The sequence below is a fragment of the Paraburkholderia solisilvae genome (genome assembly GCF_902859875.1).
GTDB classification, from domain to species: domain Bacteria; phylum Pseudomonadota; class Gammaproteobacteria; order Burkholderiales; family Burkholderiaceae; genus Paraburkholderia; species Paraburkholderia solisilvae.
The window spans coordinates 68,368-94,223 of the sequence record NZ_CADIKF010000017.1 but is presented as its reverse complement, the minus strand read 5'-3'; the positions used below and the strand labels follow the sequence as shown (position 1 = coordinate 94,223).

27 protein-coding genes are annotated in these 25,856 nt (G+C 65.5%); 6 read left to right on the top strand and 21 right to left on the bottom strand.

Annotation, left to right across the window (positions count from 1 at the left end):
* Window positions 1–185: 185 nt before the first annotated feature.
* On the top strand, window positions 186–1,229 hold the full coding sequence (locus HV675_RS12935) for a porin (RefSeq protein WP_175111331.1): 1,044 nt from the start codon (window positions 186–188) through the stop codon (window positions 1,227–1,229).
* Window positions 1,230–1,356: 127 nt separating this feature from the next.
* A complete protein-coding gene (locus HV675_RS12930; protein ID WP_175111310.1) occupies window positions 1,357–2,295 on the top strand; it encodes a LysR family transcriptional regulator in 939 nt (312 codons plus the stop codon).
* 148 nt (window positions 2,296–2,443) lie between these two features.
* On the opposite strand, the gene HV675_RS12925 is transcribed toward HV675_RS12930, so the two are convergent.
* Entirely contained in the window at window positions 2,444–3,403 is a 960-nt protein-coding gene (locus HV675_RS12925; protein ID WP_175111309.1) for an NAD(P)H-dependent flavin oxidoreductase, read from the bottom strand.
* Between the two features lie 373 nt (window positions 3,404–3,776).
* On the opposite strand from HV675_RS12925, the gene HV675_RS12920 reads away from it, so the two are divergent.
* Window positions 3,777–4,664 carry an alpha/beta fold hydrolase gene (locus HV675_RS12920; RefSeq protein ID WP_175111308.1) on the top strand — a complete coding sequence of 296 codons (888 nt, stop codon included), beginning with the start codon at window positions 3,777–3,779 and terminating at the stop codon, window positions 4,662–4,664.
* 6 nt (window positions 4,665–4,670) lie between these two features.
* Here the strand turns inward: HV675_RS12920 and HV675_RS12915 are convergent, their stop codons facing one another.
* Entirely contained in the window at window positions 4,671–5,207 is a 537-nt protein-coding gene (locus tag HV675_RS12915) for an Lrp/AsnC family transcriptional regulator (RefSeq protein ID WP_377700446.1), read from the bottom strand.
* A gap of 112 nt (window positions 5,208–5,319) precedes the next feature.
* Here HV675_RS12915 and HV675_RS12910 point away from each other — a divergent pair, with 112 nt between their 5' ends.
* Window positions 5,320–6,222: a DMT family transporter gene (locus HV675_RS12910; RefSeq protein ID WP_175111306.1), complete on the top strand. Its 903-nt coding sequence runs from the start codon at window positions 5,320–5,322 to the stop codon at window positions 6,220–6,222.
* A gap of 232 nt (window positions 6,223–6,454) precedes the next feature.
* Here the strand turns inward: HV675_RS12910 and HV675_RS12905 are convergent, their stop codons facing one another.
* The 6 genes from HV675_RS12905 to HV675_RS12880 are packed head-to-tail and all read right to left on the bottom strand — an operon-like array spanning window position 6,455 to window position 10,573.
* The gene (locus HV675_RS12905) at window positions 6,455–7,375 is read right to left on the bottom strand and encodes an MBL fold metallo-hydrolase (RefSeq protein ID WP_175111305.1); all 921 of its coding nucleotides are present in this window, start codon (window positions 7,373–7,375) and stop codon (window positions 6,455–6,457) included.
* Window positions 7,372–7,863: a MaoC family dehydratase gene (locus HV675_RS12900; protein ID WP_175111304.1), complete on the bottom strand. Its 492-nt coding sequence runs from the start codon at window positions 7,861–7,863 to the stop codon at window positions 7,372–7,374. Before HV675_RS12900 ends, HV675_RS12905 begins: the two co-directional genes overlap by 4 nt.
* On the bottom strand, window positions 7,860–8,093 hold the full coding sequence (locus HV675_RS12895; protein WP_175111303.1) for a DUF1289 domain-containing protein: 234 nt from the start codon (window positions 8,091–8,093) through the stop codon (window positions 7,860–7,862). Before HV675_RS12895 ends, HV675_RS12900 begins: the two co-directional genes overlap by 4 nt.
* Entirely contained in the window at window positions 8,090–8,623 is a 534-nt protein-coding gene (locus HV675_RS12890; protein ID WP_175111302.1) for a YbaK/EbsC family protein, read from the bottom strand. Before HV675_RS12890 ends, HV675_RS12895 begins: the two co-directional genes overlap by 4 nt.
* A 28-nt stretch (window positions 8,624–8,651) precedes the next feature.
* Window positions 8,652–9,578 carry a hydroxymethylglutaryl-CoA lyase gene (locus HV675_RS12885; RefSeq protein ID WP_175111301.1) on the bottom strand — a complete coding sequence of 309 codons (927 nt, stop codon included), beginning with the start codon at window positions 9,576–9,578 and terminating at the stop codon, window positions 8,652–8,654.
* A gap of 53 nt (window positions 9,579–9,631) precedes the next feature.
* Window positions 9,632–10,573: a 2-hydroxyacid dehydrogenase gene (locus HV675_RS12880; RefSeq protein ID WP_175111300.1), complete on the bottom strand. Its 942-nt coding sequence runs from the start codon at window positions 10,571–10,573 to the stop codon at window positions 9,632–9,634.
* A gap of 357 nt (window positions 10,574–10,930) precedes the next feature.
* Here HV675_RS12880 and HV675_RS12875 point away from each other — a divergent pair, with 357 nt between their 5' ends.
* Complete coding sequence (locus HV675_RS12875) at window positions 10,931–11,548, top strand: RBBP9/YdeN family alpha/beta hydrolase (RefSeq protein ID WP_175111299.1); 618 nt, start codon at window positions 10,931–10,933, stop codon at window positions 11,546–11,548.
* A gap of 11 nt (window positions 11,549–11,559) precedes the next feature.
* On the opposite strand, the gene HV675_RS12870 is transcribed toward HV675_RS12875, so the two are convergent.
* From HV675_RS12870 to HV675_RS12815, 12 genes are all read right to left on the bottom strand, one after another.
* Window positions 11,560–11,736 (bottom strand): hypothetical protein, encoded by a 177-nt coding sequence (locus tag HV675_RS12870; protein WP_175111298.1) that lies wholly within the window; start codon window positions 11,734–11,736, stop codon window positions 11,560–11,562.
* A gap of 356 nt (window positions 11,737–12,092) precedes the next feature.
* Window positions 12,093–13,178, bottom strand: coding sequence for a biotin synthase BioB (gene bioB, locus HV675_RS12865; RefSeq protein ID WP_175111297.1), 1,086 nt, complete (start codon window positions 13,176–13,178; stop codon window positions 12,093–12,095).
* Window positions 13,179–13,189: 11 nt separating this feature from the next.
* Window positions 13,190–13,942: a dethiobiotin synthase gene (bioD, locus tag HV675_RS12860; protein WP_377700462.1), complete on the bottom strand. Its 753-nt coding sequence runs from the start codon at window positions 13,940–13,942 to the stop codon at window positions 13,190–13,192.
* 5 nt (window positions 13,943–13,947) lie between these two features.
* A complete protein-coding gene (gene bioF, locus HV675_RS12855) occupies window positions 13,948–15,144 on the bottom strand; it encodes an 8-amino-7-oxononanoate synthase (protein WP_246270222.1) in 1,197 nt (398 codons plus the stop codon).
* Window positions 15,144–16,451 carry an adenosylmethionine--8-amino-7-oxononanoate transaminase gene (gene bioA, locus HV675_RS12850; protein ID WP_246270226.1) on the bottom strand — a complete coding sequence of 436 codons (1,308 nt, stop codon included), beginning with the start codon at window positions 16,449–16,451 and terminating at the stop codon, window positions 15,144–15,146. The genes bioF and bioA overlap by 1 nt, the downstream gene beginning before the upstream one ends.
* Window positions 16,452–17,098: 647 nt before the next feature.
* The gene (locus HV675_RS12845) at window positions 17,099–18,367 is read right to left on the bottom strand and encodes a dienelactone hydrolase family protein (protein ID WP_175111293.1); all 1,269 of its coding nucleotides are present in this window, start codon (window positions 18,365–18,367) and stop codon (window positions 17,099–17,101) included.
* A gap of 582 nt (window positions 18,368–18,949) precedes the next feature.
* The gene (locus HV675_RS12840) at window positions 18,950–19,417 is read right to left on the bottom strand and encodes a YchJ family protein (protein ID WP_175111292.1); all 468 of its coding nucleotides are present in this window, start codon (window positions 19,415–19,417) and stop codon (window positions 18,950–18,952) included.
* 133 nt (window positions 19,418–19,550) lie between these two features.
* Window positions 19,551–19,715 carry a hypothetical protein gene (locus tag HV675_RS32940; RefSeq protein ID WP_377700447.1) on the bottom strand — a complete coding sequence of 55 codons (165 nt, stop codon included), beginning with the start codon at window positions 19,713–19,715 and terminating at the stop codon, window positions 19,551–19,553.
* Between the two features lie 68 nt (window positions 19,716–19,783).
* Window positions 19,784–20,974: an acetyl-CoA C-acetyltransferase gene (locus HV675_RS12830; RefSeq protein ID WP_175111291.1), complete on the bottom strand. Its 1,191-nt coding sequence runs from the start codon at window positions 20,972–20,974 to the stop codon at window positions 19,784–19,786.
* Window positions 20,967–21,743 carry a carbonate dehydratase gene (gene can / locus HV675_RS12825; protein WP_175111290.1) on the bottom strand — a complete coding sequence of 259 codons (777 nt, stop codon included), beginning with the start codon at window positions 21,741–21,743 and terminating at the stop codon, window positions 20,967–20,969. The genes HV675_RS12830 and can overlap by 8 nt, the downstream gene beginning before the upstream one ends.
* Before the next feature lie 121 nt (window positions 21,744–21,864).
* Window positions 21,865–23,682 carry a bifunctional isocitrate dehydrogenase kinase/phosphatase gene (gene aceK, locus HV675_RS12820; protein ID WP_175111289.1) on the bottom strand — a complete coding sequence of 606 codons (1,818 nt, stop codon included), beginning with the start codon at window positions 23,680–23,682 and terminating at the stop codon, window positions 21,865–21,867.
* Between the two features lie 73 nt (window positions 23,683–23,755).
* Window positions 23,756–24,271, bottom strand: a complete 516-nt coding sequence (locus HV675_RS12815) for a MerR family transcriptional regulator (protein WP_175111288.1) — start codon at window positions 24,269–24,271, stop codon at window positions 23,756–23,758.
* A 294-nt stretch (window positions 24,272–24,565) separates the two neighbouring features.
* Here HV675_RS12815 and HV675_RS12810 point away from each other — a divergent pair, with 294 nt between their 5' ends.
* The gene (locus HV675_RS12810) at window positions 24,566–25,639 is read left to right on the top strand and encodes an MBL fold metallo-hydrolase (protein ID WP_175111287.1); all 1,074 of its coding nucleotides are present in this window, start codon (window positions 24,566–24,568) and stop codon (window positions 25,637–25,639) included.
* Here the strand turns inward: HV675_RS12810 and HV675_RS12805 are convergent.
* Entirely contained in the window at window positions 25,571–25,855 is a 285-nt protein-coding gene (locus tag HV675_RS12805) for a hypothetical protein (RefSeq protein WP_175111286.1), read from the bottom strand. The two genes, HV675_RS12810 and HV675_RS12805, sit on opposite strands and share 69 nt — an antisense overlap.
* Window position 25,856 lies beyond the last annotated feature (1 nt).

Below are 25,856 nucleotides of genomic sequence, written 5' to 3'. Positions count from 1 at the left end.
CCCGCCGCCCAGCCCAATTCCAATTGACAAAGACAGGAGATCCGATGAGAACAGCGATCAGCCGTGAGGTCGACCGCGGCGTCGGCCGCGAGGCGAGTCCCGAGGTAAGTCCCGAGGTAAGTCCCGAAGCAGGCTGTAAAACCCGCTGTGCGGCAGGCCATGCACCGGGCCGTGCGTCAGGCCTGATGCTGAAGGCGAGCGCCGCGGTCGCGCTGGCCGTCGGCGCCGCTTCGGTCCATGCGCAGTCGAGCGTGCAGCTATACGGTCAGGTAGACGAATGGGTCGGCGCCCAGAAATTTCCAGGCGGCGAGCGCGCGTGGCAAGTGTCCGGCGGCGGGATGTCGACCTCGTACTGGGGTATCAAGGGCTCCGAAGATCTCGGCAACGGCGTCAGGGCGATCTTCACGCTCGAAGACTTCTTCCGCGCGCAAAACGGCCGTTACGGCCGTTTCGATGGCGACACATTCTTCGCGCGCAACTCGTACGTCGGTATCGAATCGCCTTATGGCACGGTGACGGCCGGGCGCCTGACCACGCACCTGTTCGTGTCGACGATTCTCTTCAATCCGTTTATCGACTCGTACGTGTTCTCGCCGATGGTGTATCACGTGTTCCTCGGCCTCGGCACGTTCCCGACCTATACGACCGACCAGGGCGTGGTCGGCGACTCGGGCTGGAACAACGCGATCCAGTATTCGTCGCCGAGCTTCAACGGCCTTTCCGGCAGCGCAATGTACGCGTTCGGCAACACGGCCGGGCAGAACGGCTCGAAAAAGTACAGCGTGCAATTCCTGTATTTCAACGGGCCGTTCGCGGCGACCGGCGTCTATCAGTACGTGAACTTCAACAACGATCCCGCCGACCTCGATACGCTCGTGTCCGGCATGAAGAGCCAGGGCGTCGGCCAGTTCGGCGTCACGTACGACCTGAAGTTCGTCAAGTTCTACGGCCAGTACATGTACACGAAGAACGACCAGCAGATGGGCAGCTGGCACGTGAATACCGCGCAGGGCGGCGTCACGGTGCCGGCCGGGCCGGGCACCGTGATGGCGTCGTACGCCTGGTCGCGCGACGCAGGCGGCCTCGATCAGACGCGCCAGACGTGGGCCGTGGGCTACGACTATCCGCTATCGAAGCGGACCGATGTCTACGCCGCCTACCTGTACGACCACTTTTCCGGCCAGTCGACCGGCGACACGTTCGGCGTCGGCATGCGCACGAAGTTCTGAGCGATTCCGCGCGGCGCGCGAGCGGCCCTGACGAGGCAGTTCCAGGTAATGCGTGCGCTTTGCTGACCGCTATTTGATAAAGTCGACGGGAATTCAACGATTGTTTCCTGTCGCGAGCGATTTGCCCATGGATACGCTGGTCAGCATGAAGGTGTTTCGTCACGTCGTCGAAGTCGGCAGCTTTGTCGGCGCCGCCGAGCGGATGGACATGTCGGCGGCGATGGCGAGCAAGCACGTGATGCATCTCGAGCAGCAACTCAACGCGCGCCTCCTGAACCGCACGACACGCCGGGTCGCGCCCACCGAGGCCGGTCGCGAATACTACGAGCGGCTCAGTCAGGTGCTGGCCGAGCTCGACGAGGCGGAGCAGGCGGTCGGCGCGGCGAGCGTCGTGCCGCAAGGGCGGCTGCGCGTGTCGTCGCTGTCGGCGTTCGGCTTGCGTCATGTGATGAGCGCGATCGCCGATTACGCGACGCTTTATCCGCAGGTCACGGTAGACATCACGTTGTCCGACCGCGTGGTCGAGATGATCGACGAAGGGTTCGACGTGGCGATCCGCGCGTCGCCGACGGGGCTCAAGTCGTCGTCGCTGATCGCGCGGCAGGTGGCGACCGCGCATATCGTGCTGTGCGCGTCGCCGGATTATCTGAAGCGGCACGGCGTGCCGAAGACGCTCGCGGATCTCACGCAACACAACTTCATCGAATATTCGGGCGTGTCCGCGCAGGAGCTGGCTGCCGCCGCGAACGGCGGCGGCGTGCCGTTGCGGGTTGCCGGCAACATGGTGGTCAATCACCTCGAGGCGCTGCGCGTGGTCGTGCTGCAAGGCGCGGCGATCGCGCTGCTCGGCACCGAAGTGGTCGGCGACGATCTCGCCGCGGGGCGGCTCGTGCCGCTGCTCGTCGATGCACTGCCGCCGCGCGAGCTGCCGATTCACGTGATGTACGCGAGTCGCCGGCATGTGTCGGCGAAGGTGCGTTCGTTCGTCGATTTCCTCGCCGAGCGGTTCGCGAGCGAGTCGTTGTGGCCGGCGCTCGAACAGGTGCGCGCGCTCGCGGTCAGTTGAAATACCCGCCGTTCCGGTCGCGATGAATACGACGCGATGCATCCGGACCGGCCGGTCGGCAAGCCGTTCGATGGCGGCTGATTTGCAAGTGTCGGCCACGGCCGCTGAACCGGCGCCGTTCCCGCTGCCGGCAGGCGGCCTATCCGACTCAACGCGCGATGCCGAGCCGCGCCTTCGCGTCCGCGTATTCCTGCTTGAGCCGCGCGACGAGCTCGGCGACGCTCGGCGCGTCGTCCATCAGACCGACGCCCTGCCCCGCGCCCCAGATGTCGCGCCAGGCCTTCGACTTTTCGTTCGCAAAGTCCATTTTCGATTTGTCCGACGCGGGCAGCGCATCCGGATCGAGCCCTGCGGCAACGATGCTTTCGCGAATGTAATTGCCATGCACGCCGGTGAACAGGTTCGTATAAATGATGTCCGCCGCGCTCGCATTGACGATCGCGTGCTTGTAGCCGTCGGCCGCATGCGCCTCCTGGGTCGCGATGAAACGCGTGCCCATATACGCGAGATCGGCGCCCATCGCTTGCGCGGCGAGGATCGAGCCGCCGTTCGCGATCGCGCCCGACAGCACGATCGGCCCGTCGAAGATGCGCCGCACTTCGCCGACGAGCGCGAACGGCGACGTGGTGCCCGCATGTCCGCCCGCGCCGGCGGCGACCAGAATCAGCCCGTCGACGCCCGCTTCGAGCGCCTTGTTCGCATGACGCAGATTGATCACGTCATGCAGCACGATGCCGCCATAGCTATGCACCGCATCGATGATCTCCTTCGCAGGCGCCCGCAGACTCGTGATGAAAATCGGCACCTTGTGCTCGACGCAGACGCGCACGTCGTGTTCGAGCCGCTCGTTCGACTGATGGACGATCTGGTTGACCGCGATCGGCCCGATCACCGCATCCGGATGCGCGGCCTGATGGTCGGCAAGGGCGGTTTGAATCTGCGTGAGCCATTCGCCGAGGCGCTCCGCCGGACGCGCATTGAGCGCAGGAAAAGCGCCGACGATGCCGGCCTTGCACTGCGCAAGCACGAGTTCCGGGTAGCTGACGATAAACATCGGCGCGGCGACGACCGGCAGCGTGAGGTTCTGCAGAACGGCGGGCAATGCCATGGCGGAGATCTCCCTTCAGAAGGCGGAACGGGGCGCTCGTCGAGCGCCGGTCCGGCACGATGAGTGTAGCGGTAAGCCGCGCGTGACCGGCAATGCGTGACCGGCAATGGCGGATGGCGGTAGACGCATTGAATACATGCGAACGCATTCGCATGCGTCCAATGCGCGCCGCAGCAATGCAGCCAGCGCCAGCCGGCTAAAGATATCGACTTAAGAACGATCGTTCGATTATAGACATGCGTGTCACGCTCCGTCTGCGGCCGACGACTGGAAGGAGAGTTCGGTTTCTATATCTGCGTGGGCTAACCCACCTCGCGCGATCGCATCGGGCTTCTACAATGCGCAGACTCATAACGACAACAGGCATGCACCGATGTTCTTCGAGCACTTCACACCGTTTCGCGTCGATGCGAACGGCGTCGACATACACGGCGTCAAGGGCGGAGCGGGACCGCCTCTGCTGCTGCTGCACGGTCATCCGCAGAACTATCTGATCTGGCATCGGTGCGCCGCGCGCCTCGCCGAACACTTCACCGTGATCGCGACCGACCTGCGCGGCTACGGCGCGTCGGCGAAACCGCCGAGCGACGCCGCGCACGAGCCGTATTCGAAGCGTGCGATGGCGGCCGATCAGGTCGCCGTGATGCGTCACTTCGGCTTCGAGCGTTTTCTCGTTTGCGCGCACGACCGCGGCGCGCGTGTCGCGCACCGGATGACGCTCGATCATCCGCACGCGGTCGAGCGTCTGATGCTGCTCGACATCGCGCCGACGCTGGCGATGTACGAGAACACCGGCCGCGACTTCGCGACGTCGTATTTCCACTGGTTTTTCCTGATCCAGCCGGCGCCGTTTCCGGAGACGCTGATCGAAGCGAATCCGTCGGCCTACGTCGACCAGGTGATGACGACTCACGCGGGGCTCGCGCCGTTCGCACCCGAGGCGCTCGACGCGTATCGGCGCGCGCTGCGGCAGCCCGGCGCGGTGCATGCGATGTGCGAGGACTACCGCGCCGCTGCTACGATCGATCTCGAACACGACCGCGCGGACCTCGAGCGCGGCAACCGGACCGGTTGCCCGCTGCGTGTGCTATGGGGCGCGCAGGGTGTGATCGAGCGATGCTTCGAGCCGCTTGCCGAGTGGCGCAAGGTCGCGCGGGATGTGAGCGGCCGGGCGCTGCCATGCGGCCACTACATTCCCGAGGAAGCGCACGACGAGCTGCTTGCCGAAATGCTGTCGTTTTTCGAAGCTATCGAATCCTAGCCGCCGCTAGCTGCGCTTTGCCGCATGCGCCGCACGCACGTCGAGCGGCGGCAGTCGGCGCGGCACCGGCGTCGACTTGACGATCGCGGTGCTGGTCTCCGCGCGCTCGGTCACCTTCGACAGAATGTCGTCGAGATGTTCGATCGAGCGCAGATACAGGCGGCAAATGAAACAGTCGTCGCCGGTCACCTTGTCGCATTCGACGAACTCGGGAATGCGCCGGATCACCTCTTCAACCAGATGCAACTGGCCGGGCAACGGCTTGACCCGCACGATGGCCTGCAACGTATAACCGAGCGCGCGCGGATCGATCTGCACCGTGAAGCATTCGATCACACCCGACGCTTCGAGCCGGCGCAAGCGCTCGGCCGTCGCTGGCGCCGACAGGCCGACGCTGCGCGCCAGTTCGCTGACCGGCTGACGCGCGTTCCCGGCCAGCGCGCATAGCAGCGCGCGGTCGGTGTCGTCGAGCGGCGCGGCGAATTGCGCTGCAGCGACGGCAGGGGATTCGGCCGACATACCGGAACTGAGGCGTTTTGTCATAAGAGCCTATTTTTGAAAGGTCGATAAGCGCATCAGCTTTAGTTTAGCCATGTATTCGCCCCCGCACATTCATTACACTGCTTCCATCAATGTGATGGGTGCAGGGGGCAACATGGCTGTCAGCAACGACGTCCGGCGCGGCGCGCTCGAGATGACCATGGCGATGCTGATATCCGGCACGGTCGGCTGGCTGGTCGTGTCGTCGCAGCAATCGTCGCAGAACGTGGTGTTCTTTCGATGCCTGTTCGGCGGCGCGACGCTCGCGCTCGCGTGCGCGGCGCTTGGCCTGTTCCGGCGCAAGCTGTTCACGTGGCGCATGCTTGCGCTCGCGACGCTTGGCGGCGTGGCGATCGTCATCAACTGGGTGCTGCTGTTTGCCGCGTATTCGCGCGCGTCGATCTCGATGGCGACCACCGTCTACAGCACGCAGCCGTTCATGCTGATCGCGCTGGGCGCGTTTGTGTTTCGCGAGCGCGTCACGGCGTCGACGATTGCCTGGCTGGCGATCGCGTTCGCCGGACTGGTGCTCGTCGTGAAAGTCGAGCCCGCGGTGCTCGCCGTGCCGGGACAATATCTGCAAGGCGTGGCGCTCGCGGCCGGCGCGGCGTTTCTGTGGGCGGTGTCGTCGATCATCACGAAGTACCTGAAGTCGACGCCGCCGCATCTGATCGCGTTGATGACCGCGGCAACCGGCGTGGTGATGCTCGCGCCGTTCGTGCGCTTCGATGCATTGCCGACCAGCGCCGTTCACTGGCTGCAACTGGCGACGCTCGGCGTCGTCAATACCGGCGTGATGTACGTGCTGCTGTACGGCGCTATCCAGAAGCTGCCGACGGCGATGACCGGCGCGTTGTCGTTTATCTATCCGGTGGTCGCGATCGTGGTTGACAGGTTTGCCTTTGGACAAAAGCTCGCGTGGGTCCAGGTGCTCGGCGCGGTGCTGATTCTGCTGGCTGCCGCGGGCGTCAATCTGGGGTGGCGCATCGTGCCGATACGTCGATATTCATCAACTTGAAATACTACGGATTCCGGAACATAAGGCGGACATCGATGCGCGCGCCGGTACGCCTGTAAAGCCAGGGTTGACGGTCTTATTTTCCGAATTCCGATGCCTGTAGGGAAATCACCGATGCGGGATTATGCGTCGTGGAAGTATTATCTGTAGCGACGCTGATCACGTCACATAGCATTGCGCCGCTCGCCAGACTTGCCGAGCGGCTTTCTTTTTTGTGCCGCCGGCATTCAATTCACGGCAGCCGCGCGGCCACGCATTCGCCGTCGACGCGCAGCGCGCCGCCGTCGCCCGCAAGCTCGCCGACGATCTGCCGCACCAGCGCCGGCCATGCGTCGCGCGGCGCCAGCAGTGCCGCCGCGGCGCGCATCGCGCTGGCGTTGTCGAGCATCCCGGTCAGTGCGTCGAAGTGCGTCGTGCGCACGTCGAGCAGTCTGAACACGAACAACACCTTGAGCGCATTTTTCGCGTTACGCCGCGGATCCGCGCGCAGCCATGCGACACGCGAGAACGCGCGGTCGAGCGCCTGCTGCACGTTGGCAAACGGCGCACCATGGCCGGGAATGACCAGCGATACGTCAAGGCTCGCGATCAGTTCAAGCACCGCTTGCTGTTCCGCAAAGCCGCTTGCGCCGTCCAGTTCCGGAAAAATCACGCCGAAGCCGTTTTCCCACAGCGCGTCCGCGCTGATCAGCACGCGCTCGTCCGCGCAGTACAGCATCAGCGAATGCGGATCGTGGCCCGGCGCCCCCAGCACCTGCCAGTCGAGCGCGCCGAGTTCGAGGTGCATGCCGGGCGCGAGCGTGCCGGTAGCCGCAAAGCGTTCGCAGCACTGCCCGGTTGCGTGAAACGTCAGGCGCGACTCGTCCCATTGCTGCACGGTGTCCAATTCAGTGGATGGAATCAGCGTGTCGCACGGCCATGTCCGTTGCAGCAACGCATTGCCGCCGCAATGGTCCGAGTGCAGATGGGTATTGATGATGCAATCGAGCGGCCGTGCGCCAAGCGCGTGCCGCACGAGCGCGACGGTTTGCCGCGCATGAGTCGCGTAGCCGGTATCGACCAGCACGGTGTGACGCTCGTCGGTCAGCAACACGTTGTTCGACGACAGCCAGCCGCGTTCGAAAACGCGTATCGACGCAGGCAGGCGGATCATTGCGCACCGCCTTCGCGTTTGCCTTCGCGCTCGCCGTTGCGCGCAGGTCGGGATACGGGCTTCGGCATCACGAGTACCGTCGCGCGAGCGCGCAGCACGGTTTCGCCGCGCTGGTTCACCACCTGGCCGTCGAGCTGCGCCAGATCGCCGTTCAGGCTCGGCTTCCAGAACGCGCTGCGCACGTGCCATGTGAAGGTCAGCGTGTCGTCGCTGCGCACCGCCTGCGTCAGCTTGATATCGAACTCGAGGCCAAGCGGCTGTGCGTACTGCGAGAAATGCGTGGCGACCAGCGCCATCAAATGCGCGCTCGGCTGTGTGCCCGATGCGATCAATCCGCCGAAGCGGCTGTGCGCCGCATATGCGTCGTCGTGATGCAGCGGGTTCAGGTCGTTGACCAGCGTCGCAAACGACTTCACCGACGCCGCGCTCAATGCGAGCGTCGAGCTGAACGTTTCGCCGATCGTCACGACGCGCGGCGGCGCGTTCATCGGGGCGCCTCGCCGCGTTGCGCGATCCATTGCGCGTGCCGCGCTTCGAGGGCGTCCCAGACCGTGCGCTTCGCCGCATCGTCGTACAGCGACCAGTTGGCAATCTCGTCGATCGTGCGCAGGCAACCGTCGCACCAGCCGGTCGCTTCGTCCATCCGGCAGATGTTGATGCACGGCGACGGCACCGGCAGCGAGGCCGTCTCGTCAGTCGGGCAAGCGCGGCCGGTCATGCCGGTTCACGCAGCGCGACGTCGGCGACCGGCGCGCCGGTCAACGCGACGAGCTCCTGCGGCGACAGATTGAACACCGCATGCGGATGCCCCGCCGCGGCCCAGAGGCTCTCCAGCGCGAGCAGGTCCGCGTCGATCAGCGTGACCGGCGCTGTCGCGTGGCCGATCGGACACACGCCGCCGATCGCATAGCCGGTCTTTTCGCGGACGAATTTCGCGTCGGCGCGGCCGACTGCGCCGACCTGTGCGGCGACCTTGTGCTCATCGACGCGATTCGCGCCGCTCGCGATAACGAGCACCGGCGCGTCGTCGTCGCGGCGCCGAAACAGGATCGACTTCGCGATCTGCGCGATCGAGCAGCCGAGTCCCGCGGCCGCTTCGGCCGAGGTCTTGCCGGTCTCCGGCAGCATCACGATCTGGCCGGCGTGGCCGCGCTCACGCAATAGCAGCGCGACGCGGCGCGCAGCGTCGGGCAGTGCGTCGAGTTCGCTGAATGCGGGGGCGCCTTGAAATGAAGGGTTGTCTGTCATCGTGTGTGGTGTTGTCGCTGAAGTGGATTTATGCGCAGCTTGCGTCGCTGCTGCGCGCCTTCGCGAGCAAAGCCTTGCCCGCGCGCGAGACGTTCGGCCGTCCGATCGACGTCGAGATAAAGTCGCCGATCTCGACCACGCGGGCGAGATCGATGCCGGTTTCGATGCCGAGGCCATCCATCAGATAAAGCACGTCTTCAGTCGCGACATTGCCGGTCGCGCCTTTCGCGTACGGACAGCCGCCGAGGCCCGCGACCGATGCGTGAAAGATCTCGATGCCTTCCTGCAGCGCCGCGTAGATGTTCGCGAGCGCCTGGCCGTAAGTGTCGTGAAAATGCCCGGATAGCCGCTCGCGCGCAAAGACCTGCGTGACCGCGGCGAATACCTCTTTCGTGCGTTCGGGCGTGCCGACGCCAATCGTGTCGGCGATGTCGATTTCGTCGCAGCCGAGCGCGGCGAACCGCTCGACCACGTCGACCACCGACGCGACCGGCACCTCGCCCTGATACGGGCAGCCGAGCGAGCACGACACGCTGCCGCGCAAGCGCAGGCCTTTTTCCTTCGCGGCGTGCGCGACCGGCGCAAAACGCTCGATGCTCTCCGCGATGCTGCAATTGATGTTCTTCTGCGAAAACGCTTCGCTGGCCGCGCCGAAGATCACGATTTCATCGGCGCGCGCGGCGAGCGCGCCGTCGAAGCCGCGCAGGTTCGGCGTCAGCACCGAGTAGATCGTGCCCGCGCGGCGCTCGATGCCGCTCATCACGTCGGCGGCGTCGGCCATTTGCGGCACCCATTTGGGCGACACGAACGAGGTGGTCTCCACATTGCGAAACCCGGCCGCGGAGAGCCGGTTGACCAGCTCGATCTTGGTGGCCGTCGGCACCTGCTGCTTCTCGTTCTGCAGCCCATCGCGCGGACCGACTTCGACGATCTTGACCGATTGCGGGATTGCCATGTCGTTTCTCCTGCCGCTGCACGCGGCGTGACTCTCGTGATTCAGCTGCCGCGTCAGTAACCGCGCGCGACATCGACGATACCGGTGACCGGCTCACCGCGCGTCAATGCGATGATCTTCTGCGCAATCTGCGCAACGCTTTCGGCGCGCAGCGTGAGCGCCGAGCTGTGCGGCGTGATCGTGATGCGCGGCTCGCGCCAGAAAGGATGATCGACGGGCAGCGGCTCGTCGCGGAACACGTCGAGCGTGGCCGCGGCGATCTGACCGTTGTGGAGCGCGTCGAGCAGGTCCCGCTCGACCAGATGTGCGCCGCGCGCAACGTTGATCAGGTAGGCGCCGTGCGCGAGCTTCGCGAGTGTTTGCGCATTCAGCACGTCTTGCGTGTCCGGCGTATGCGGCAACAGGTTCACCAGTACCTTGAGGCCGTCGAGAAAAGCGTCGAACTGTGCCGGACCCGCGTAGGTCCCGATGCCCTCGATGCGTCGCGCGCTGCGGCTATAACCGCGCACCGGCAGCCCAAACGACGCAACCGCCTGCGCGACCGACGCGCCGAGCACGCCCAGCCCCAGCACGCCGACCGTAAACGATGCGCGCGGATGCGGATCGAGCACGTGCCAGCGGCGTTCAGCCTGCAACTGCGCGTATTCGTCGAAGCGCCGCATATAGCGCAGTACCGCATGGACGATGTATTCGACCATCTGCGCGGCCATGCCGGTGTCCTCGAGCCGCACGAGCGGCACACCGGACGGCAGCGTGCCGGGCTGCTCACGTTCGAGCGCAAGGATCGCGTCGACGCCGGCGCCCAGGTTGAATACCGCGCGCAGGTCGCTGCGGCCCGCGAGCATGTCGTGCGGCGGACGCCACACGATGGCGAAATCGGCTGGCCCGCGGTCGCCCGGCTGCCATTCGCGCACCGTGGCGTCGGGCAACGCGCGGCGCAGGTCGGTGAGCCATGCTGCGGCGTCCGATTGCGGCGTGTAGAACAGAATCTTCATGCGGGTGACTCGTGGTGGCTCGTGGTGGCTCGAGCGGCTGTTCTGCGGCGCATGCCTGCGGCAAAGGGGACGCGGAGGCCGATCACCAGCGCTTCGTGCGCAGCGCGCACGGCGAATGACGTCTCCCTGGAAAGCGGCCTGCGGCATGAGCCAGTCCGAACCGGTCTCTTATTGGATAGACCTCATTCTACTTTTTTGAGCCAGCGCGCGTCCGGCCCGCAGACCGGGCGCCGTACGCACGCAGCGCGAAGAACTTGTGCGGCATTCGTCCGATATGCAAAGCACGAAAAATTGGTTCGACCGCACCGGCCAGCGCGCCACAATGGTTTCTCTGACTTCGCCAGCGAGGAAAGAATCATGTTTTCGTGCAGAACAACGGCATGGCCGCCTCGGCTCGTGACGGTGCCGGGCTTGCATGGCAGCGAGGGCGCGCATTGGCAGACATGGCTCGAGCGACAATTTGCGCGTTCGTTGCGTGTCGAGCAGGCCGATTGGGAGGCGCCGAACGTCGAGCGATGGGCGCAGGCGGTTAATGATCTGCTTGCGCGGCAGCGCGGCCCATTTGTGCTGGCGGCGCACAGCTTCGGCTGCCTCGCCGCGGCGCACGCGCTCAAGCAGCGTGCGCAACGCGCGAGCTCCGCGGACGTAGTGGGCGTGCTGTTTGTCGCACCCGCGAGTCCGCGAAAATTTGCGTTCGCCGGTGCGTTCGACGCGACGCGTGTGGCGGTGCCGTCAATCTTGATAGGCAGCGAGACCGACCCGTGGATGCCACTGGAAGAAGCGCGCGAACTGGCGCAACGTTTCGGCAGCGCCTTTGTGAACCTGGGTGATGCGGGACATATCAACACGGCCGCGGGTTTTGGCCCGTGGCCGCGTTCCAAGTACTTCGTGGATACCCTGGCGCACTGTGCTGCGCCACTGCGGTTTCGAGACGACACCGCATTGCTCGACCCGGCTTCACCGGTTGCCGCTTGAGGCTAACGTGATCAGAACCAGTGGAACCCCTTCGCGATCATCGTGCAGACACCGATCAGCCCGGCCCAGGTAATGTGAAAATCGGACCGCTGAGCCTTGCGGATATCCTTGATATCGCCGCGCAACGAGAGGATGTCTTCGTGGACTTGCTCGAGCGAGGTTTCAACGCGGGTGGTACGTGCTTCCATAACTTTCTCTCCAAATTGATGCAATCGACTAGACGGCTTAACACCTGCAGCACGATTCAATGATTTCGAAAACATAGGCTAAACGAAACCTCTCTTAAGCTGTGCACTTTTTCACGAGAAAAACAGCAGAACAGCAACCATAAACAGAGCAGCGAATCTCACCGCTCCACCTTTCGCAACACGCGATGGAAAGAATCGTACGGGATGCTGATCGATATCTGTAGTCGGCCAGATGGCATAGGCAAGCACTAGGCAGATATCAGAAAGACAAAGGCCGCCTCAACGGGCGGCCTTCGATTCTTTGCGCAGCCTAACTCGAGCGCAAGCCGCATGCGAAAGCATGCGATGAGAGGACCTCAGTTCTGCATCGGATGACCATCGCAGCCGTGTTCGCAGCCGCTTGCGTCACGCGGCATCTGCTGGGCCGCTTCCGCGCGCATGCCGAGGCGCGCGAGCAACTGACGGTCGGCTTCGGCTTGCGGGTTGCTGGTCGTGAGCAACTGGTCGCCATAGAAAATCGAATTGGCGCCCGCGAAGAAGCACATCGCCTGCAACGCCTCGTCCATTTGCTCGCGGCCGGCCGAGAGCCGCACCATCGCGCGCGGCATGGTGATGCGCGCAATCGCAATCGTGCGCACGAACTCGAACGGATCGAGCGCTTCGGTGCCGGTGAGCGGCGTGCCTTCCACTTGCACGAGGTTATTGATCGGCACCGACTCCGGATACGGCTCCATGTTCGCGAGCTGCGCGATCAGGCCCGCGCGTTCGCGGCGCGATTCGCCGAGGCCGACAATGCCGCCGCAGCACACGTTGATGCCGGCGTCGCGCACCCGCTCGAGCGTGTCGAGACGGTCCTGATACGTACGCGTCGAGATGATCTGGCCGTAGAACTCGGGCGACGTGTCGAGGTTGTGGTTGTAGTAATCGAGGCCCGCCGCCGCGAGGTCTTGCGCCTGATGCGTTTCGAGCATGCCGAGCGTCACGCAGGTTTCGAGCCCCATCGCCTTGACGCCGCGGATCATGTCCTTGATCGGCTCGAGGTGGCGGTCTTTCGGGTTGCGCCATGCGGCGCCCATGCAAAAGCGCGTCGCGCCGTTGTCTTTCGCGGCGCGCGCGGCGGCGAGCACGTCGTCGATCGGCATCAGCTTGTCGGCCTTCACGCCGGTGTCGTAGTGCACCGACTGCGGACAGTACGCGCAATCTTCCTCGCAGCCGCCGGTCTTGATGGACAGCAGCGTCGACAGCTGCACCGTGTTCGGGTCGAAGTGCTCGCGATGCGCCTGCTGCGCGCGAAACAGCAGATCGTTGAGCGGCAGTTCGTACAGCGCGACGATGTCGGCGACACGCCAGCGCGCGTGCGATGCCGCGCTGGCCGCGGCCGGGGCGCTCGCCTGTTGTGCGTCGGCCGCAGCCGGCGTCGCGTGAGAGGTTGCGTGGGTCATGGGTTCAATCCTTATGGATGGATTCGATTCGAAAAAGGTTCAGCGCTGCGCGTCGCGCGCAGCGTTCGCAACAGGCCGGACATGTCGAGATGCGCGAGCGCCGCATCGGGCGAGGCCGGCCGCAGATGCGGCACGACGCCGATCAGCGGCGCGCTGTACTGGCGGCCGAGGCGTTCGCGCAACGCATCGATGTTTTCGTCGGCGAAACGCATTGCCGGGTCGACGCGGTTCGCGACCCAGCCGGCGATGCGCAGTCCGCGCGCGGCGATCGCCTCGGCTGTCAGCAGCGCATGGCTGATGCAGCCAAGGCGCATGCCGACCACGAGCAGCACCGGCAGATTCAATGCGAGCGCGAGATCGGCGGTATCGCGCGTGTCGTCGAGCGGCACGCGAAAGCCGCCGACACCCTCGACGACCACGATATCCGCGGCGCGCAACGCTTGCGTATGGCCGTCGACGATACGCGCGATGTCGAGCGTGACGTGCTCCCGGGCGGCGGCGATATGCGGCGCGGCGGGCTCCTTCAGCAGATACGGCGTGCGTATTTCAGGCGGCAACGGCGCATTGGCGGCGGCGTCGAGCTGATCGGCATCCTCGTTGTGCCAGACGCCGTCCTGCTCGAACGCGCCGGCGGCGATCGGCTTCATCGCGGCCGCGCGCAGACCTTCGCGCGCGAAGCCGCGCAACAGCGCGGCCGAGACCAGCGTCTTGCCGATCTCGGTATCGGTGCCGGTGACGAAGAGCGACAACGCGCGGGCTTGCATGCCGTTCATGCGTGCGCTCCCGGCAGCACGGTCAGCGCCGCTTCGAGCCGGTCGAGATCCGTATGCGAGTGCGCGGCCGACAGCGAAATGCGCAGCCGCGACGTGCCCTCCGGCACGGTCGGCGGCCGGATCGCGGGCACCCACAGACCGGCGCGGTCGAGCGCGGCGGCGATGTCGAGCGTCGCTTCGTTGCTGCCGACGATCAGCGGCTGCACGGCGGTGTGCGAATCGACCGGCAGCCACGGCGTCACCTTCAGCAGCGTGCGCGTGCGTTCGATCAGCGTATGCAGATGCGCGCGTCGCGCGTCGCCTTCGTCGCCGGCGATGATGCGCAGGCTCGCGGAAACCGCATGCGCGGCAGCCGGCACCGACGCGGTCGTGAAGATATACGGACGCGCGCGCTGCACGAGCCATTCGATCACGGTCTCGTGCGCGACGACGAACGCGCCGGATACGCCCGCCGCCTTGCCGAGCGTGCCGATCGACACTAGGTTCGGCGAACGCAACCCGGCTTGCGCCAGCGCGCCGCGTCCTTGCGGGCCGAGCACGCCGAAGCCGTGCGCGTCGTCGACCACGAGCCATGCGCCATGCCGTTGCGCGAGCTCGACGAGGCGCGCGAGCGGCGCGAGATCGCCGTCCATGCTGAACACGCTGTCGGTGACGATCAGCTTGGCCGGCGCATCGGACGCGTCGAGCATCGCGGCCAGCGCGTCGGTGTCCGCGTGCGGATAGATCTGCACTTCGGCGCGCGACAGTCGTGCGCCGTCGATCAGCGACGCATGATTCAGCGCATCGGAAAAGAGCATCGTGCCGCGGCCCGCGAGCGCGGTGAGCGTCGCGAGGTTCGCCATATAGCCGGTGCTGAAATAGAGCGCGCGCGGCGCGTCCGAAAAGCCGCCGGCAAATTCGGCGAGCTCGTCCTCGAGCTGCGCGTGCGCGCGCGAGTGGCCGCCGAGCAGGTGCGAGCCGCCGCTGCCCGCGCCATAGCGCCGCGCGCCTTCGATCAGCGCCGCCACCAGCAGCGGATGAGCGGCGAGGCCGAGATAATCGTTGCTTGCAAAGCCGATCACTTCGCGTCCGTCGACCGTCATATGCGCGGAGCACGGGCTGTCGGCGACGCGCCGGTGGCGGCGCAGCCCTTGTGCGTCGAGTTCGGCGAGCGACTGTTCGAGCCGGTCGAGCATGGACGTCAACGGCGGCATCAATGGCCCTCCGCGACAGTCTCGTCGAAGATTTCGATTGTGCGCGCGGCGAGCCATTCGAGTTCGGCGGTGTCCAGCACGTACGGCGGCATCAGATACACGGTCAGGCCGATCGGGCGCATCAGCACTTCGTGCGCGAGCGCGCGTTCGAAGAAGCGGCGCGCGAAGGTTCGGGCGAGCGGCGCATCGTCGAGCGCGGCATCGAACGCGAAGATCGTGCCGCACTGGCGCAGGTTGCGTGCGCGCGGATGCGTCGCGAGCGGCTCGAGCGCCGCGCGCAGCTGTGCCGACTTCGCGGCGTTGGCGGCGAGCACGCCGTCGCTGTCGAACAGGTCGAGCGTCGCGAGCGCCGCACGGCATGCGAGCGGATTGCCGGTGTACGAGTGCGAATGCAAAAAGCCGCGCGTCGTGTCGTCGTCGTAGAACGACGCGAAGATCTCGTCGCGCGACAACACAATCGACAACGGCAGGTAGCCGCCGCTGATGCCCTTCGACAGGCACAGGAAATCGGGCCACACGCCCGCCTGTTCGCTCGCGAAGAAGGTGCCGGTACGCCCGCAGCCGACCGCGATTTCGTCGGCGATCAGATGCACGCCGTAGCGGTCGCATAGCGCGCGCAAGCCCGCGATATACGACGGGTCGTGCATCGCCATGCCGGCCGCGCACTGCACGAGCGGCTCGACGATCAGCGCGGCGATGCTGGTGGCGCGCGCTTCGAACAGCATGCGGACGTTGTCGAGCGCACGGCGCGCGACGTCGGCGGCCGTTTCGCCGTCGCGCGCATGGCGTGCGTCAGGCGATGCGACCACATGCGCGTGACGGATCAGCGGATCGTACGCGTCCTTGAACAGCGCGACGTCGGTGACGCCGAGCGCGCCGATCGTTTCGCCGTGGTAGCCGTTCGCGACGCAGACGAACTCGCGCTTGAACTCAAAGCCGCGATTGCGCCATGCGTGAAAGCTCATCTTCAGCGCGATTTCGACCGCGGACGCGCCATCGGACGCGAAGAACGCATGGCCGAGCGTGTGTTGCGTGAGCGCGGCCAGCCGCTCGGCGAGTTCGACTGCGGGTTCGTGCGTGCAGCCGGCGAGCATCGCGTGCTCGAGCGTGTCGAGCTGGTCTTTGAGCGCGGCGTTGATGCGCGGGTTCGCGTGGCCGAACAGGTTGACCCACCATGAGCTGATCGCGTCGAGATAGCGCCGCCCGGTGCGGTCGTACAGCCACGGACCCGCGCCGCGCGCGATCGGCAGCAGAGGCATCTGCTCGTGATGTTTCATCTGCGTGCACGGATGCCAGACGGCGCGCAGGCTGCGCGCGACCCAGTCGTCGGGCTGGGGCGCGTGGGTTGTCGACGGCTCGGGCGTCGCTGGGGCTGCTGCGGTTACTTGCGTTTCCAAAAACCACTCCGGGCAAAACGGTCGCGCTCGGCGCGGGCCGGGCGCGGGCATGCGAATGCAATAAGGGCAAGTCGGGACGGCAAAGGCGTCCTGGACACGCGGCGAATACGGGGAGGCAGTGAGATTAACGCGTTATTGCGCGTAATGCATCAGGTGAAAATTGCCGCGCAGGGCTCGAGTCGTGCTGGCGCGATGCCTGATTCATCACGATATTTCGACGATCGAAGCAGCACGGCACCGTTCGCCCACGAAACGCGCAAATCGACGCAGTTAGCGACGGCAGAGTGAGCCACTGCGTCCTCCGAAAATTGTGGCGTAGATGGAACTGAGCGCGCGCGGACGCCGCTCGGCGCGCCTGGTGTGCGCCGGGCCGGAGTGAGACAAAGTCTTGAGGGGCGCGCGTGCCGGGCGTATGACGACATCGCACGCGTCTCTTGCGCGAACGAAATCGGCAAGCGGGCGATACGACGGGGCGCACTACAGGACTATGGGACTACAGGACTATGGAAAGGACGCGCTTGCGGCGCACTGCAAAACGCCGCGCGCTCGAGATCAGATCAATTGCGGCTTGCGAGGGCCGGCTTGCTGGTGCTGCTCTCGGCGGTTTGCGTATCGCCGGACGTGGTCTGCTTCCAGACGACCGTATCGTTGACCGCGTACAGCCGGCACGGATCGCTGCTTTGCTTCTGGCAATTCGAAATCGCGACCGCCATCGGATCGTCGCCGCCTTCGGCCCACGACCAGGCGCCCGACGCCGACACCGCAAACGCGCGGCTCGGATACTGATGCAGGAAGTTGCGGTAGCCGTTGCGGCCGGCGTCATCGACGAACGGCACTGAACTGATCGCGTCGATCGACGCGAAGTCGGTCGCCTTCGGCTGCGCCGGCTCGGACACCTGGTACTGAACCCGCGTCGGCATGCCCGAGCGCGCGAGGAAGCGTTCGACCGACGGCCACCAGATATGCACGCCGTCGCGGTCGCCGACGAGGCGATGCGCGTCGTTCTTGTACATGCCGAAGTCGACCATCTTCGCATTCGCGCCGTGCGCTTCGAAGGCCGCGTACATCTGTCCGACGAGATCCGGCGACCAGATCGAGTCGTTATCGCCGTAGAGCCACAGCGACGGCACGCTCACCTTTTCTCCGTAGGTGCCGAATGCGCGGGTCAGATTGCCCTGCCAGTCGGTGCACGCGTCCTGGCGCAGGCCGCCCGAGAAGTTGATCAGTCCGCGCACGCCCGGCGCGGCTTCGGCGCCGTAAGCGATGGTCGCGAGACCGCCGTGCGAGGTGCCCGCGATCACGATGTGCTGCGCGTCCACATACGGCTCTTTCGACATGAAGTCGACCGTCGACGCGATGTCCGCCGCCTGGCTCAAGCCGTTGCGCTCGACGTCGCAGCCGTCCTGCACATAGGTGCCGCCCGACTGCGCGAAACCCTGGCGGTTCGGCGCGACCACCACATATCCGCGGCGCACGAATTCGCGGGCGAACGAAATCGGATCGCTGCGCGCCTGCGAGCGCGGATCGCCGTGAATCTTGCCGTGGTTGAAGACGACGAGCGGGAATGGGCCCGGGCCGTCCGGTTTGTAGACCGTCGTTTGCAACGTGACGCTGCCGTCCGGGCCGCCGGGAATGCCGATGACTTCTTCGTTCAGGTGAACGGTCGGCAGATAGCGGTCGTCGTCGAGCGCGATGCGCGGCACCGCGGCGTTCGCGAGCGGGCCGCCGTCCGCGTCAGCGGCCGTGCCTGCCTGTGCAAGCGTCGTGGCCAGCGCTACGCACGCTGCCACCACTGCACACCCCGTTCGGATCTTCCTCGACATCATCCGCTTTACCTGCTTCCAAAAACGCCTGAATAGTGCTTGCCGGCGTGAATCGTTTGTCTGCATCGCGCGGGTTGCGCAAAAAAAGACAAAAAACAGCGCACCCGCGTGCCGAACTTGCGCTCGCACGCTGATCGAATCGCACCGAGAGTGAATCACCCACCTTGGTCGACGCCACCCCACGCGTCGATGAGGAGCGTCGCGCGATGCCTCGCAGCACGCCGCGCTGGAGCCTGAAAATAAGCTTTCAGTTGCGGCATGCCCGGACATCATGCGGGGGCGGTGTGGCCGCACCTCCGCGACGGACGCTCAGGACTATGGCTCGATCCTGGCACGACAATTTCCCTTTGTGCAATTCGGTAGAAACCCCTGCCGTACGAATTGCCGTTGCGCGATGTGGGAAATCGCGGGCGGAAGCCCGCTGTGCGTGGCTTCAGGCCGGCGTCGCAAACTGTCGATGTCGCGGACAACCAACGATCGACAGCGGAAAAAAACCGGCTGTTCACGGGGCGCTATCGCGAATCCGATCGCATTTCTCCGTGACTTTCAATGAAACGAGATAAATCTGTCATAAACGACGCGAGGTCAGCGCTCGCTTACGTCGCCGTCCACATAGCGCCAGCGGCCGTCGTCGCCGCGCACGAAGCGGCTCGATTCGCACAGCCGGTGCGCCCGCCCGCCGACCTTGTAACGCGCGACGAATTCGACTTCGGCATGCGTGTCGTCGAGGGCCGCGAAGCGCTTGATTTGCAGGCCGAGCCAGCGCGGCGCGTCGGGCGCCGTGCGGTCGACATCGAGGACGGCGGGGCAGGTTTGCGGCGCCCATGTGGCGCGCAGGTAGCCGGCATCGCCGAGCACGTACGCGCTGTAGCGGGAGCGCATCAGTTCGAACGCGTTCGGCGCGGCTGCGCCGCCGTCGATATAGCGGCCGCAGCAATCGGCGAAACGCGGCGCGGCGGCCGGCGCGCCGCGCCGGGCGGTGTGCGCCGCGGTGTTTCCAGCCGCGCTTCCAGCCGCGTTTGCCGCGACGGTCCCCGTCGTGTTCCCTTGCATCCGCTCAGGCACAGCGCCGCCGCACGGACATTCAAGCGGGCGGGGTGTCGCAGCGGCCGGCGCCGCGGCGCGTTTCGGAGTGGTGTGAGTTGTCATCGTGTCAGCGGCGATTACCGCTCGTCATGCGGCCGCTTCACCAGTCGAGCGGCGTGCCGTCGTACTGGAAGAAGCGGCCGTGGAAAAATGGTGGCGCGCCGGCCGCCTGCGCGAGCACGTCGCGCAGGCCGGCCTGCCGATACTGCCGCGCGAATTCCCAGCCGATGCCGCGCGACGCGCCGACGATCAACACGGTTTTCATGCCGTCTCCCCGGGTGGCTCCGGCATGCGTGGGTCGCGGGCGCTGCGCACGGCCGCCGGCGCCGCGCGCTAGAGGAGCTCGACGCCCAGTGCGGTCGCTTCGCCGCCGCCGATGCACAGGCTCGCGACGCCGCGCCTGAGCCCGCGCTGCTTCAGCGCGCCGATCAGCGTGACGAGGATGCGCGCCCCCGATGCGCCGATCGGATGGCCGAGCGCACAGGCGCCGCCGTGCACGTTGACCTTCGCATGCGGCAAGCCGTGCTCCTTCATCGCGGCCATCGTCACGACCGCGAACGCTTCGTTGATTTCGTACAGGTCGACTTCGTCCGCGCGCCAGCCGTTGCGCTCGAACAGTTTGCGCAGCGCGCCGACCGGTGCGGTGGTGAACTTCGCGGGCTCCTGCGCGAAGCTCGCATGCCCGACCACGCGTGCGAGCGGCGTCACGCCAAGCCGCTTCGCGGTCGACGCGCGCATCATCACGAGCGCCGCGGCGCCGTCCGAGATCGACGACGAATTCGCGGCCGTCACCGTGCCCGTTTTGCTGAAAGCGGGCTTGAGCGTCGCGATCTTGTCGAGGTTCGCCTTGAACGGCTGCTCGTCGCGCTCGACGAGCGTGTCGCCCTTGCGGCTCGTCACTTTCACCGGCGCGATTTCCCATGCGAACGAGCCGTCTTCGTTCGCGCGTTTTGCGCGCGTCAACGATTCGACCGCGAACGCGTCCTGCGCTTCGCGCGTGAAATCGAACGACGCCGCGCATTCCTCGGCGAACGCACCCATCAGCCGGCCTTTGTCGTACGCGTCTTCGAGGCCGTCGAGGAACATATGGTCGAGCACCTGGCCGTGACCCATGCGCATCCCGCCGCGCGCCTTCGGCAGCAGATACGGCGCGTTGGTCATGCTCTCCATGCCGCCCGCGACGATCACATCCGCCGAGCCGGCCGCCAGCATGTCGTGCGCGAACATCGCCGCGCGCATGCCGGAGCCGCACATCTTGTTGATGGTCGTGCAGCCGGTCGAAAGCGGCAGGCCCGCGCCGAGCGCGGCCTGGCGCGCGGGCGCCTGGCCCTGGCCGGCGGGCAGCACACAGCCCATCAGGGCTTCGTCGACCTGCCCGGGCTTCAGCCCCGCGCGTTCGACTGCCGCCGTGATGGCCGCCGCGCCGAGCTGCGCTGCGGTGAGCGCCGCGAAATCGCCCTGGAATGCCGCGATCGGCGTGCGGGCCGCGCCGGCGATCACGATTGGATCATCTGTGTCACTCATGTTTGAGCTCCTTGATAACGCCCGCGACGACCGCGGGCACGTCGCCGAGCTTCGCCGCGTCGGCGGCGACGACGTCGTTGTCGGCGTCATGCGCGCCGCTGGCCGACACGGCGGCCACGCAACGCTCGTAAGTGGCTTCGAGTATGTCGAGATCGGCGATCGTCATGCCGAGGTCGCGTACGCGGCCGTCATGCACGCCGTATACCCAGCCGTGAATGGTCAGGTCCTGGCCGCGCGCCCATGCGTCGCCGACGCTCGTCGTGCGGCATACGTTGACCACCTGCTCGATCGTGTTCAGTTCGACGAGGCGCCGATGGCGCGCCTCGCCGATCGGCCACTGCTCGAGCAGGTCGGCATGTTTCGCGCGCACGTCCTGCACGTGATGCAGCCAGTTGTCCGCGAGGCCGACGCGCCGGCCGAGCAGCGCGGCGCCGACGCCCGAGCAGCCGTAATGGCCGACCACGAGAATGTGCTTGACCTTCAGCAGATCGACGGCGAACTGGATCACCGACAGGCAGTTCAGATCGCTGTGCACGACGACGTTCGCGATATTGCGGTGCACGAACACTTCGCCCGGCGGCAAACCGATGATCTGGTTGGCCGGCACGCGCGAGTCCGAGCAGCCGATCCACAGATACTCGGGCGTTTGCTGATGCGCAAGACGCGAGAAGTAGTCCGGATCCTCGGACAGCTTGCGCTTGACCCACGCTTCGTTGTTGTCGAACAGATGCGCGAGCGGGTGAGTGTCGGAAGTAGCGTGGGTTGTCATGATTGCCTGAAGCCGTGGTGAGGACCGGCGTGCCGGTCCGTTGGAAAGTGCGGGCGCCGCTTGCCGTCGCACGGGCGACGCAGCGGCTGGGGTTGGGCGGCGTGCCGCATGGTGTGGCGTCTCATGCGGCGCGCGCCGCCGCGGCGGCGGCGCCATCGTCAGTAAGGGACGCAAAGCGTTCCGGGTAGCGGTTGCGAAACCGGATGCCGCGCTCATACGGATAGAAGTCGGGTAGCTCGCCTTTGAGAATGTGATCCTTGTGCCGCTGCCACAGCGCCGGATCGAAAAAATCCGCGTGATGCCGGATAAAAGACCGGCGCACGCGCGGGTCGCCAAGCAGGAACGTGCCGTATGTCTCGGGAAAGATGTCGTGCGGGCCGACCGTGTACCACGGCTCGCCGGACATCTCGTCTTCTTCGTGGCGCGGCGGCGGCACCGCGCGGATATTGCAGTCGGTCAGATATTCGATCTCGTCGTAGTCGTAGAACACCACGCGGCCGTGGCGCGTGACGCCGAAATTCTTGTACAGCATGTCGCCCGGAAAGATATTCGCCTGCATCAGTTCCTTGACCGCGTCGCCGTATTCCCTGATGCCATGGTCGATGTCGTCGTCGGTGCCGTTTTGCAGGAACAGGTTGAGCGGCACCATGCGCCGCTCGATGTACAGATGCTCGATCACGAGGTTGCCGCCTTCGTATTCGAGCAGCGACGGCACTTCCTTCTGCAATTCGCGCAACAGCGCGTCGTCGATGCGCGACAGCGGCAGCGCGACGCTCGAATACTCGAGCGTATCGGCCATCCGGCCGAGCCGGTCGTGACGTTTGACGAGCTGATACTTGTCCTGGATCTGCGCGCGCGTGGTGTCTTTCGGCGGCGGGAAATGATCCTTGATCAGCTTGAACACGTACGGAAACGACGGCAGCGTGAATACGAGCATCACGAGGCCCTTGATGCCCGGCGCGATTGTAAACGGGTCGCTCGAGTGCGACAGATGATGCAGCAGGTCGCGATAGAACAGGTTTTTGCCCTGCTTCTGCAAACCGACCGACGTGTAGATTTCCGCTTTCGGCTTGCCCGGCATGATCGTGCCGAGAAACTGCACGAACGCCGACGGCACTTCCATATCGACCAGAAAATACGAATGCGAAAAGCTGAAGATGATCAGCAGCTGTTCGCGTTTGAGCAGCACCGCGTCGAGCGCGAGCACGCCCGGCCGCACGTGATGCACCGGAATCGCGAACGGCACCAGCAGATCGCCGTTGATGATGCGCCCGACGATATACGCCGCCTTGTTGCGGAAGAACAGCGACGACAGCACGTGAATCTGGAAGTTGGGCGCTTCGGTGAAGGCGCCGAATGTGTCGTGAATGGCCTGCAGCACGCAGCCGACGTCGCGTTGCAGGTCTTCGAACGGCGGGTTCAGCTGAAAATTCGTGACGATGCGCTCGAGCGTCTGCGCAAATCCGTCCTTGCCCGGGTAGTACGCGCGATAGGTGGGCTTGGCCGCGGGTTCGTCGTTTTCGATGTACTCGGTCGAGATGGCCGGGCGCACGAAAATAAAGTCGTTGTTGAAGTACGAGCGGTGCAGGATCTTGCAGCAGACGGAATTGAAGAATGTCTCCGCGCATTCGGGCTGCCGGTGCGCGGTCAGGAGGCCGATGTAGTGCAGCTTGATCTGCTGCCAGACTTCGTCGTCGATATTTTCGGCGTCGTATTCGTCTTCGAGCCGTTCGACACATTCCTGCACGCGCTCGTCGTACGACGTGATGCGCTCGCGCGCGAGGCGCGCAATGCCGTGCCAGTCCGCCGCCTCGAACAGATCCTGCGCGCGAACCGCCGCGTCGCGGAAAATCCGGTAGTGCCGGTCGAAACCTTCGAGCATGGCTTGCGCGACGTCGAAGCCGATCTGCGAAGACAGCAGTTTAGGAAAGTGATTCATGTCGACCGTGCATCCGCTCAATGTCGTGAAGACACCTGCCATTGTAGCGTTCGGGTAACCTGCGCCGCCCGCATCAGGTCCGTTCCCGCCGCGCGCCGCGCACGGCGCGCTCCGTCTCCCGCTCCCGCTGCAGGGGTTGCCGCGCTTGTTCCGATGATTCCGATGATTGCGATGCGTGCGGTTGTTTCGTATCGTGCGGCGCTCGTGCGCTGCGCTCGAGCAGTGCACGTGCTTCGGCTTCATATTGCGCAAGTTCGTCGAGCGTCGCGTTCAGATCTTCACGCTGCTGCTCCAGCACTTCGCGATGGCGGACCACGGTCGCGAGAAATGCCTGCAATTGCGGCGCCGTGTCGGTCGGCGAGTCGTACAGATCCAGCAGATCGCGTATTTCAGACAGCGTGAAACCGAGCCGCTTGCCGCGCAGCGTCAGCTTGAGCCGCGTGCGGTCCCGCGCGGAGTAGACGCGGCGCAGGCCGCCCGCGCCTTCGCGGCTCGGTGCGAGTAAACCCTGATCTTCATAGAAACGGATCGCTCGCGGCGTGACGTCGAATTCGCGCGCGAGTTCGCTGATCGTGTATTGCACGCTCATGGTTCTGCATTCCGGTGGAGCGGCCCGCCCGGCGAGCCGGCGCAACGGCCTCTCGACGAGGCGCCGGGCCTGCCAGCGAACCTGGCTTAAGCCGGTGCGCCGCGCACGATGCCGGGTTGGACGATAGAATCGACGTTTACGTTATCGTCAACCTGCGCAAAGCGCAACCGCGCCGGGCGCGGCCATGCGTGTTGAAACGCACCGGTCGCGACGATGGCGGTCGCAAAGACCTCGGACCGAACGGCGCGAGAGCGCCCATCCGCGCGGCCCACTCGCAAGGGATTCTCCTCCACGATGAATGAACTCGAACACCAGCTCGACTATCCGTTCGGCGACACGCTGCCCGAAGCGGGCACCGCGTATGAAGTCGCGCCTGGCGTGCACTGGCTGCGCATGCCGCTGCCGTTTGCGCTCGACCATATCAACCTGTGGCTGATACGCGATGAGATCGACGGGCGGCCGGGCTGGACGGTGATCGATTGCGGCATCGCGTCCGACACCATCAAGGCGAACTGGGAGCGCGTGTTCGATACCGTGTTGGGCGGCTTGCCGGTGCTGCGCGTGATCGTCACGCATTGTCATCCGGATCATGTCGGTCTCGCGCACTGGCTCTGTGACGGCGGCGACCGGCAGCGCTGGAATGCGCGGTTGTGGATGTCGCTTGGCGAGTACATGTTCGGGCGCGTGATGGCCGCGGGCGAAGGCTCGAACGCGGGCGGTGAAGGCGCCGCGCGCCACTTCGGACGGCACGGTCTCGCCGACCCCGACCTGCTCGAACAATTGCGCAATCGCCAGAGCTACTACCCGAGCCTCGTGCCCGCGGTGCCGCGCCAATATCGCCGCATGCGCGAAGGCGACATCCTGACGATCGGCGAGCGCAGCTGGCGCGTCGTCACCGGTTTCGGTCATTCACCCGAGCACTGCGCGCTGCATTGCGAAGAGGCAGCATTGCTGATTTCCGGCGATATGGTGTTGCCGCGCATTTCGACCAACGTATCGGTGTTCGATATCGAACCCGAGGGCGATCCGCTCGCGCTTTACCTGCAGGCATTGGCGCGCTACGAACCGATGGCCGGCGACACGCTCGTGCTGCCGTCGCACGGCAAGCCGTTTCGCGGCTTGCGCACGCGTATCACGCAGTTGCGCGACCATCACGCGGCGCGGCTTGCCGAGGTGCGCGCCGCTTGCGGGGAAGCGCCGCGCAGCGCGGCGGACATCGTGCCGTTGATGTTCCGGCGCAAACTCGACCTGCATCAGTTGACGTTTGCGATGGGCGAGGCGCTCGCCCATCTGCATCTGCTATGGCACGCGGGAGAATTGCGGCGGGTGGAAGGCGAAGACGGCGTCGTACGCTTCGCGGCGCTGTGATATCACGATCGCGGTGACCGGCAGGGTCGCGGCGAACTTCACCGCGAACTTCATTGCGAACTTCACGGCGAACTTCACGGCGAACCTCACCGCGAACCTCACCGCGAACCTCACCGCGAACCTCACCGCGAACCTCACCGCGAACCTCACCGCGAACCTCACCGCGAACCTCACCGCGCTAGTAGGTCCGGTCCCGAGCAGCGCGCGCGCCGGCACG